The organism is Peribacillus cavernae, assembly GCF_003989135.1.
GTDB classification, from domain to species: Bacteria; Bacillota; Bacilli; order Bacillales; family DSM-1321; genus Peribacillus; species Peribacillus cavernae.
In genome coordinates, this window is the sequence record NZ_RYZZ01000006.1 from 307,158 (window position 1) to 315,144 (window position 7,987).

8 protein-coding genes and 1 riboswitch are annotated in these 7,987 nt (G+C 39.3%); of the genes, 3 read left to right on the plus strand and 5 right to left on the minus strand.

Going from position 1 to position 7,987, the window contains the following annotated elements; translation table 11 throughout:
- Positions 1-87: 87 nt before the first annotated feature.
- Positions 88-192: riboswitch (TPP riboswitch) on the minus strand.
- 77 nt (positions 193-269) lie between these two features.
- The 3 genes from ELQ35_RS06020 to ELQ35_RS06030 all read right to left on the minus strand — a co-directional run bounded on the left by ELQ35_RS06020 (position 270) and on the right by ELQ35_RS06030 (position 3,248).
- Positions 270-1,421, minus strand: a complete 1,152-nt coding sequence (locus ELQ35_RS06020; RefSeq protein ID WP_126863913.1) for an acyl-CoA dehydrogenase family protein — start codon at positions 1,419-1,421, stop codon at positions 270-272.
- Positions 1,422-1,546: 125 nt separating this feature from the next.
- A complete protein-coding gene (locus ELQ35_RS06025) occupies positions 1,547-2,410 on the minus strand; it encodes an MBL fold metallo-hydrolase (protein WP_246025992.1) in 864 nt (287 codons plus the stop codon).
- Positions 2,411-2,495: 85 nt separating this feature from the next.
- Positions 2,496-3,248 (minus strand): helix-turn-helix transcriptional regulator, encoded by a 753-nt coding sequence (locus tag ELQ35_RS06030; RefSeq protein ID WP_126863914.1) that lies wholly within the window; start codon positions 3,246-3,248, stop codon positions 2,496-2,498.
- A 646-nt stretch (positions 3,249-3,894) separates the two neighbouring features.
- Here ELQ35_RS06030 and ELQ35_RS06035 point away from each other — a divergent pair.
- Positions 3,895-4,521 carry an MSMEG_1061 family FMN-dependent PPOX-type flavoprotein gene (locus tag ELQ35_RS06035; protein ID WP_126863915.1) on the plus strand — a complete coding sequence of 209 codons (627 nt, stop codon included), beginning with the start codon at positions 3,895-3,897 and terminating at the stop codon, positions 4,519-4,521.
- Positions 4,522-4,585: 64 nt separating this feature from the next.
- Here the strand turns inward: ELQ35_RS06035 and map are convergent, their stop codons facing one another.
- The gene (gene map, locus ELQ35_RS06040) at positions 4,586-5,332 is read right to left on the minus strand and encodes a type I methionyl aminopeptidase (protein WP_126863916.1); all 747 of its coding nucleotides are present in this window, start codon (positions 5,330-5,332) and stop codon (positions 4,586-4,588) included.
- A gap of 530 nt (positions 5,333-5,862) precedes the next feature.
- Positions 5,863-6,819 (minus strand): substrate-binding domain-containing protein, encoded by a 957-nt coding sequence (locus ELQ35_RS06045; protein WP_370873512.1) that lies wholly within the window; start codon positions 6,817-6,819, stop codon positions 5,863-5,865.
- A gap of 135 nt (positions 6,820-6,954) precedes the next feature.
- Between ELQ35_RS06045 and modA the strand changes: the two genes are divergently transcribed.
- Positions 6,955-7,761 (plus strand): molybdate ABC transporter substrate-binding protein, encoded by an 807-nt coding sequence (gene modA / locus ELQ35_RS06050; protein ID WP_126863918.1) that lies wholly within the window; start codon positions 6,955-6,957, stop codon positions 7,759-7,761.
- 75 nt (positions 7,762-7,836) lie between these two features.
- A complete protein-coding gene (locus ELQ35_RS22525) occupies positions 7,837-7,974 on the plus strand; it encodes a hypothetical protein (protein ID WP_185861679.1) in 138 nt (45 codons plus the stop codon).
- Positions 7,975-7,987: the final 13 nt, after the last annotated feature.

Sequence of the window (7,987 nt, forward strand, 5' to 3'; positions counted from 1 at the left end):
CTTTTTAAATAATAAAAAACCGCTCCTAGTGAAAAGAAGCGGTTGGTGGCATCAAGATATGTATTGTATAAGTAATGCAATAAAATACATACAACAGCACCGCTTTCCTACGCTAGTATTACCTAGTTCAGGTGTTAAGGGTTAAGACACGCCCGTCTCTCTCAGCTTTTACAAGCACCCCTAGTGGTGAAAGAATATTTAGTTGGCAGATCAATATTTATTCGTTCCTCTTAATTATTAGCATAGAATATTTCTAATTTCAATAGCCTTTAATCCCTGTCTTCATATAAAGCCGACTTTGCAAGCAATTGAATCGTCGAATCATCCATTGGAGGATTGTGAAGACCTGCACGTACATCGCGATAATAGCGCTGCAGCGGGTTTGTTCTTTGAAGGCTTTTGGCACCGACTACCCTCATTGCCTTATCAACAATGGAAATGGCATTATTGGTAACCCGGAATTTGACAGCAGCCAGATCCCTGGAAAGCTCGTCGTGGTAATCGGGTTTTGTTTGCCACTTTTCAGCAACAGAATAAAGAAAGTGCCGCGCCTCGGTCATTTCAAGTTCGATTTCACCGATCACCCTTTGTACGTTGGGCAGTTCGCTTATAGGGCCATTAAGGCTGTTTGGCGAATAAGTCTTCGCGAATTCGACAGCATAATCCCGTGCTGCCATCGCAATCCCAAGATAGCATGCCGGGATATGGAGCAGCCATGCAGATTTTCCCCTTGGCCTGTCTTCTTGTTTTTCAACATAATATTTTTCGGGAATTTCTACATTTTCAAGTACCAGATCATGGCTTCCGGTACCCTGCATCGAGATCACATCCCATGTTTCTTCGATGCGAAGCCCTTTTGTATCCTTATGGATCAAGAACGAGCCGATTGTTTCCTCTTCGGGGATCCATGCACTCACAATAAAAAGATCCAAAACAGGGGCAAGCGTTGTAAATGTCTTTCTTCCATTTATCAGCCACTTATTCCCTTTTTTTACTGCCGTGGTTTCCGGTCGTCCCCCTCGTGTAGGGCTGCCGGTCTGCGGTTCAGTAGCTGCCCGGTTTACTAAAGCTCCATTTGCAATTTCTCGAAAAAATTCATCTAATACCTCTTCATCCCAATTTTGATTTTCGACTAATTCTAAAACGACTCCTGCATGCCAGCCGATTGCCAAAGCAGTAGGACCCGATTCCCGTGCAATCCGTTCCTGGGAAAGAAGATAATCGTAAAGTGAACCGCCCTTCCCGCCATATTTTTTAGCCAGTGTTAACGTGTTATAGCCAAATTGTTTCAATTCGTTGATGTTTGTAAAAGGAAAACCACCAGATTCATCAAGTTCCTGCTCGCGCTTTGAGAATCTTTCAATTGCTTTGCCCAAATTCTCTATATATTCTTTTTGTTCTTCTGATTGATAAAAAGGCACCTATGTTCATCCTTTCAGGACTTACCTGAGTATGTAAATAAATATATCACTATTGCTTGATATGTATAAATGATATGTTTCGATATGGCAGTATCCAGTCTATCCATATTCGCCCATAAAAAAATCTAAAGCCACAATGTTTCGCCGATTTTCAATGTTTTCAGCTGTTCATCTGGCAGTTTAAGCCCCTTCCATTCTTTCATCAATCTTTCCAATGCTTCCGGTCCTGTATCATCAGCCAGCCGATAGGCGCCGTAGTGCATTGGGATAAAAAGGACTCCATTCAATTCAAGGAATGCTTTAATCGCATCTTCGGGATTGATATGGGATACTTCCATAAACCATTCCGGCTCATAAGCCCCAATCGGCATGAGAATATACTTTGGCTTAAACTTCTCAGAAATATCTTGAAAGCCCTGGAAATAGCCAGTATCGCCGACAAAATAAACAGACTCCTCGCCATGGTTATTCTCTAACACCCAGCCGCCCCAATGAGAACTATTTGTATCGAAAAGGCCACGCCTTGTCCAATGCTGGGCAGGAACAAACGAAAGCTTCAGTTCCTCATGAGCAAATGATTCCCACCAGCAGGCTTCGATTACATGGGAGTATCCCTTGCGTTTAAAAAGGGAGTCCAAGCCTTCGGGAACATAAAAGACGGGGTTCCCCTTCAATTGTTTGATGGATGGAAAATCAAGATGGTCGTAGTGTCCATGGGAAATACAAACAATATCGACCTCCGGAAGTTCCTTGAGCGGAATACCAGGGTCTGTCAACCTTCTTTGCATTCCCATCCTCGCAGCCCATACAGGATCAGTTAGAATATTCAAGCCACCCATCTGGATAAGAAACGTTGAATGACCAATCCATGTGATGGAACTCCTTGTCTTGTTTTCCCGGAGAGAATGAACCTCTGTTGCACTTACAAAGGGAATCTGTGTAGACAAATCCTTCGTCTTCGCGCGTCTCTCCTTATTCCATTTCAGCATTTCCTAGGCCGTTTTGATATTCGATATTCCATCAAGGTTTTCATATTTTTTCTTCATGCTGGTTTCATCCCTTTAACCGTTGATGCTATGTTCCTTCTTCTAGAAAAGATAACACATCATGTAAGTATTTTTGTATCTCCCGCACCCTGTAAGCGGCAGAGTCGGCAATCTGTTTATAATGATATCTGCCTTCATCGGTAATCCGCAAAAAGCGCTTCGTCCTTTTCTCACCTTCCCACCTGCCGATGAGCAAGCCGGTTTCTTCCATCTCATGGGCCAGATCATATAAATATCCATTGCTCGCGATCCAGCCGAAATGGGCCTTCAATATATCAGCGACTTCACCCATATAAAGCTTGGTCCTACTCTGAGCCGTCTCTAACGTGATATAGCGTACAAGATCCTTCACTGAAATAAGTTTTGAAAAATAAGAGCGATACTCATCTGGAAGGTCATGGGTTACCAACGGATGGCTGCCCGATCCGGTCAGATCAAACATAAAACGGTCAATGACTAGCTTCACTTCTGTCAATCTTTCCTTAAAATTTGATTTATACCATGTAAATAATTCTTTTCCTTTTTCGGTAATTTTATAATAATTTCTTCCTTTGTTCGTGTATAATTCTAAATGACATGATTCGACAAGTCGATTGCAGATTTTACATAAATAGTCATAGCTATGAACTTTCCCGGAAAACTGGTTCTTTAAGCCCTGATGGATTGCCCTTGGATAGTTGGCCTTTTTCCGAAGCGTATGCAGCAAATATAACGTCAAAAATTCCCGCTGGCTCATTCCAACTGATTCGATCGTAACCGTCTGTTCACCGCTTTTCTGCACGAATAAGTCCCCCTTCAACTGTCCAAAAAGGAATAGGAAAAAATTATTTCACCGTCTAGCACGATAAAATAACTATTCATCACTCATCACCCTAACTCCTGCAAAAATTCCACATATTCATAGTTATTAGGTATTTCTACCTTTTACTTCTTGCGTATAAATTCTTTCATCTGTCTTAAGATTGATAGTCGATTAATATATTCTATCGAGGTTATCTTTGAAATAACAAATAGATTCTATGAATAAAGGATGCCACCAACTTTTCTTCATGAATATCAATGTCCATAGTCATTTTCCTTTATAGACTGATAGGCAAAAAGAATATATTCTATCGAGGTTATTGTTGAAATAAGGAAACCGCATTAATTATTCCTCGGCCTTGTTTTGGATTTCCAAATTTATCCCGGTTTAACAGTCTGTAATAACCCTTCCTCAATTTTGCGGAAAAATCGAGAAAAATAGGCGGGGGATAAACAGCCTGTAAATCCGCGATTGGTGAAATAAGATTTTTCTTTGGGCTTCAGCCCTTAGAAAAATCAATCAGGCTCTGCGTGACTAGCCATCAGTGGGGGATAAAGAAAACCCCCACTGATGGAAGTTTCACTTTATGCTATGATACATACTAAAAGAGTTGGGGGATGGTGTTTTGCAGTTTGAAAATGAAGTGAATAGCGTAGATGAGCTCCGTTCTTTGTTGGGACTTCCAGGTGCGCTTGCAGAAAATAAGGTGATTGATTATCTAGATGAAGATTGTGTTGATTTTCTTAGTAAATCTCCTTTTCTGATTTTGTCATCCGCAAATTCGGCTGGCCGCTGTGATAGCTCGCCACGCGGAGATGCCCCTGGTTTTATCCATATCATCGATCAAAACCATTTGGTCATTCCTGAAAGACCAGGGAACCGCCGTCTTGATTCCATTCGCAATATCATGGAAAACCGGCAAATTGGGCTGTTATTCCTCATCCCTGGCCTGGATGAGACACTTAGAATTAATGGTGCCGCAACGATTATCCGTGATGAAAAAATCCTGGCCAAGATGCAGGCAAATGGGAAAACCCCATTAATTGGGATTGCGGTTCAAGTCGAGGAGTGCTTTATTCATTGCGGGAAAGCCTTCAAACGCTCAGCCTTATGGAATGAAGACGCATGGCTGGAAAATGCTTCGCTGCCATCCGCGGCAAAAATGCTTGCAGCCCATGCCAAGCTGCCGCATATGAATGAGCAGGTCGTGGCAACCTCACTTGAAGACACTTATACAAAGAGACTTTATTAATCGATAGTATTGTTAAGGTGGTATAAAAAATAGCATGCTTTGCAGCATGCTATTTCTAAATACATTAATGTTCTGTTAAAATAATCGGAGCATCTTTTGTGATAACAATGGTATGTTCATATTGGGCAGAAAGTTTTCCGTCCACGGTTCTCGCAGTCCAGCTGTTATCATCCATCTTAGAATACCAAGAGCCTGCATTGACCATCGGCTCAATTGTGATGACCATACCTTCTTTAAGGCGCAGTCCCTTGCCAGGCTTGCCGTAGTGAAGCACCGTCGGCTCTTCATGCATTTTTTTGCCAATTCCATGTCCGGTGAAATCACGGACAACTGAATATTGTTCACCTTCTACATAAGACTGAATCGCATGGCCGATATCCCCGAGTCTGTTTCCGGCCCGGGCCTGTTCAATTGCTTTGTAAAGAGCGTTTTTTGTTACTGCCAGTAAATGTTTTGTCTCTTCTGAAACCTCCCCGACTGCGTAGGTCCATGCAGAATCGGCCAGGCCCCCGTTTAGATTAACAACCATATCAATGGTAACAATATCACCCTCTTTTAAGGGCTTATCAGAAGGAAAACCGTGGCAGATTTCATCATTCACCGAAGCACAAGTAGCATACTTGTAACCCTGATAGCCTTTTTGTTCAGGTGTGGCACCATGCTTAGCCAGATATTTCTCGACGAAATGTTCAATTTCATTTGATGTGATTCCGGGTTTGATCAATTTGGCTATTTCTCTATGACAGGCAGCAAGAAGCTTGCCGGCTTCATGCATTAATTCAATTTCACGCTCACTTTTTATCGTTATCATGGCAAATCCTCTTTCTTTATCTAAAAATCTGTTTATAAACAGTACTCTAATTTTAGACCTTTTCCTTAAGAAAATGCAACAAAAAGCCCGGCAATATCACCGGGACAATAAATCGATCGCTTCATTTTGATCTGTCAGCGGGGTGTTGCAGACAAAATTCTCACAAACATAGATGGTAGTCTTTCCTACCTGTTTTTTATAATCGGCTGTAAACGGTGCCAACTCTGAAAGCTTTTTACTGTCGTGGCTTACGAGATAGGTGATTTCGGGATGAAATTCTTGCTGGAGATACTGGGCAGCAAAGGTGGTAGGGGATAGATTTTTTAATATGAGGAAGCTTAATAGTTATTTTAAAGATATAAAAGAAATAAAACCACTATCTTGTTAACAGTAAAAGTCTTAAGGTGGGTTATACGTCAAATGTGGTTAGGGGGTATCGCCTCCACTTCGCAATTCCTAACGATACCCCTTTTTGCTCTGATCTCTATAAATTACGTTTGCACTTGCAGGTATACCAATGCACTCAAAAACTAATTTGTTTCAAAAATTACCGTACCTGTTTTCGAAATATCGTAGCCATCTATTGTATTGATTTTTTTCTTAAATTCCGATGAGTTTAAAATCTTAAGTAAGGACTGGATTAAATCACTTTGCTCTTCCGATTTAATTATTACCAAGTCATAACTTTCTTTGATCAAAGGGATAAAATCAACATCAACAATTTTCGAAGCCTTTTCAATTCCAATTCCTACATCGGCTATTCCTTGAGCAACAGCAGTTGCAATACTAAAGTGATTAGTTTCTTCGTTATAATAGCCCTTCAGCTCTTTTGGGCTAATATTGCGGATACGTATTTGTTCGTCTAATAAAACTCGTGCGCCTGAGCCTTTTTCACGATTAATTATCGTTACATTTAGATTAGTCAAGTCTTCCCAAGTTTTTATTTTCTTGGGATTTCCTGGTTTAACATAAAAACCTGCCCACCGTGATACTAAGTTAATGACCATATAAGAATGACCTGTTAGAATCCGTTTAATAAAAGGAATATTGTACTCTTTTGTATCTCCATCAAATAAGTGGGTACTTACAATTGTGCATTTTCCATTGTACATGGAAATTAAACTATTTAAGCTTCCGTTATAATCACGTAATGATTTAAATCCTTCTAACTTAATGCTATCAGCTAGGATATCTAATGTTATATCTTGTCCACTTATAATCACTGCATCCTTTATGGACCTTACTACGTCGCTTGGAGTATCATTTGTGTTCGATCGTTTGTTCATACTTTTATTTTTAGAACTGTTAATATAATTTTCTAAATCAATTGAATCAATTCGATTTTGTCTACCAACACGATAGGCAGGTAATTCTCCTTTATTGATTAAGTCGTAAACGGTTAATTTAGATACTTTTAATAGTCTAGCAATTTCTTCAGTTGTATACGATCGTTCATCCTTCAAAATCATGTCACTCCTTTCCTTTATTTTATCTCTTTATATACTAAATTTCATACGATTTTATAATTATTAAAAAATAATTTTTGAAATTTTCTGTTTTATAATTACTTATAATTAGTTATAATCTATTATGTTTAAATATAAAATATGTGGGGAGTCATGATGTTGAAAAGGTTTAATATTTTATTCAGTATGTTTGTATTAGTATTGTTGTTTGGGTGTTCGAATCCAAATTCTTCAAGTGAAGAAGAAAATTATGAAAATACAGAGTCTAAAGAAAAAGTTGAACTAACGGTCTCAGCTGCAGCTAGCTTGCAAGATGCTTTAACAGAAATTAAAGAAAATTATGAAAAGAAGCATACAAATATTGATCTGACGTTTAACTTTGGGAGTTCAGGTGCTTTGAAACAGCAGATTGAACAAGGAGCTCCGGTAGATTTATTCTTTTCAGCAGCAGAAGACAAATTCGATGAACTTGTTCAAAAAGATGAGATTGATACGAATCAAGGCGTTGATCTGGTTGGTAATGAATTAGTGCTTATTGTTCCAAAGGATTCTGAAAATACAATTGCAGATTTCACAGACTTGACAACTCAAGCAGATAAACTTGCTATGGGAACTCCAGAGTCTGTTCCAGCTGGTAAATATGCAAAACAAACATTAGAAAACTTAAAACTTTGGGATTCCTTACATAACAAAGTTGTTTATGCAAAAGATGTACGTCAAGTTCTTTCTTATGTTGAAACTGGTAATGTGAATGCGGGAATCGTATATAAGACAGATGCTCTGATTTCAGATAAAGTGAAAATAGTTGCTACAGCTGATAAAAGCACTCACGATCCAATTATTTATCCGGTTGGCGTTATTAAAGATACGAAACATTCAGAAGAAGCAACAGAGTTTTATGAATACTTACAAGGAAAAGAAGCTTTGGATTTGTTGAAACAATATGGATTTACAGCGAAATAATGAGGGCCTATGTTAAATGATTTTTTAGAGCCGGTACTGTTATCATTAGAAATTTCGTCTGTAGCTGGACTCATTGTGATCATTTTAGGTACGATTATCGCTTGGCTTATGGTCAACAAGTCTTTTAAAGGTAAAATATTTGTTGAAACGATCATCTTATTGCCCCTGGTCCTATCACCAACAGTCATTGGTTTGAATATTGTCATGGGATAGCCCCGGCGTTGCC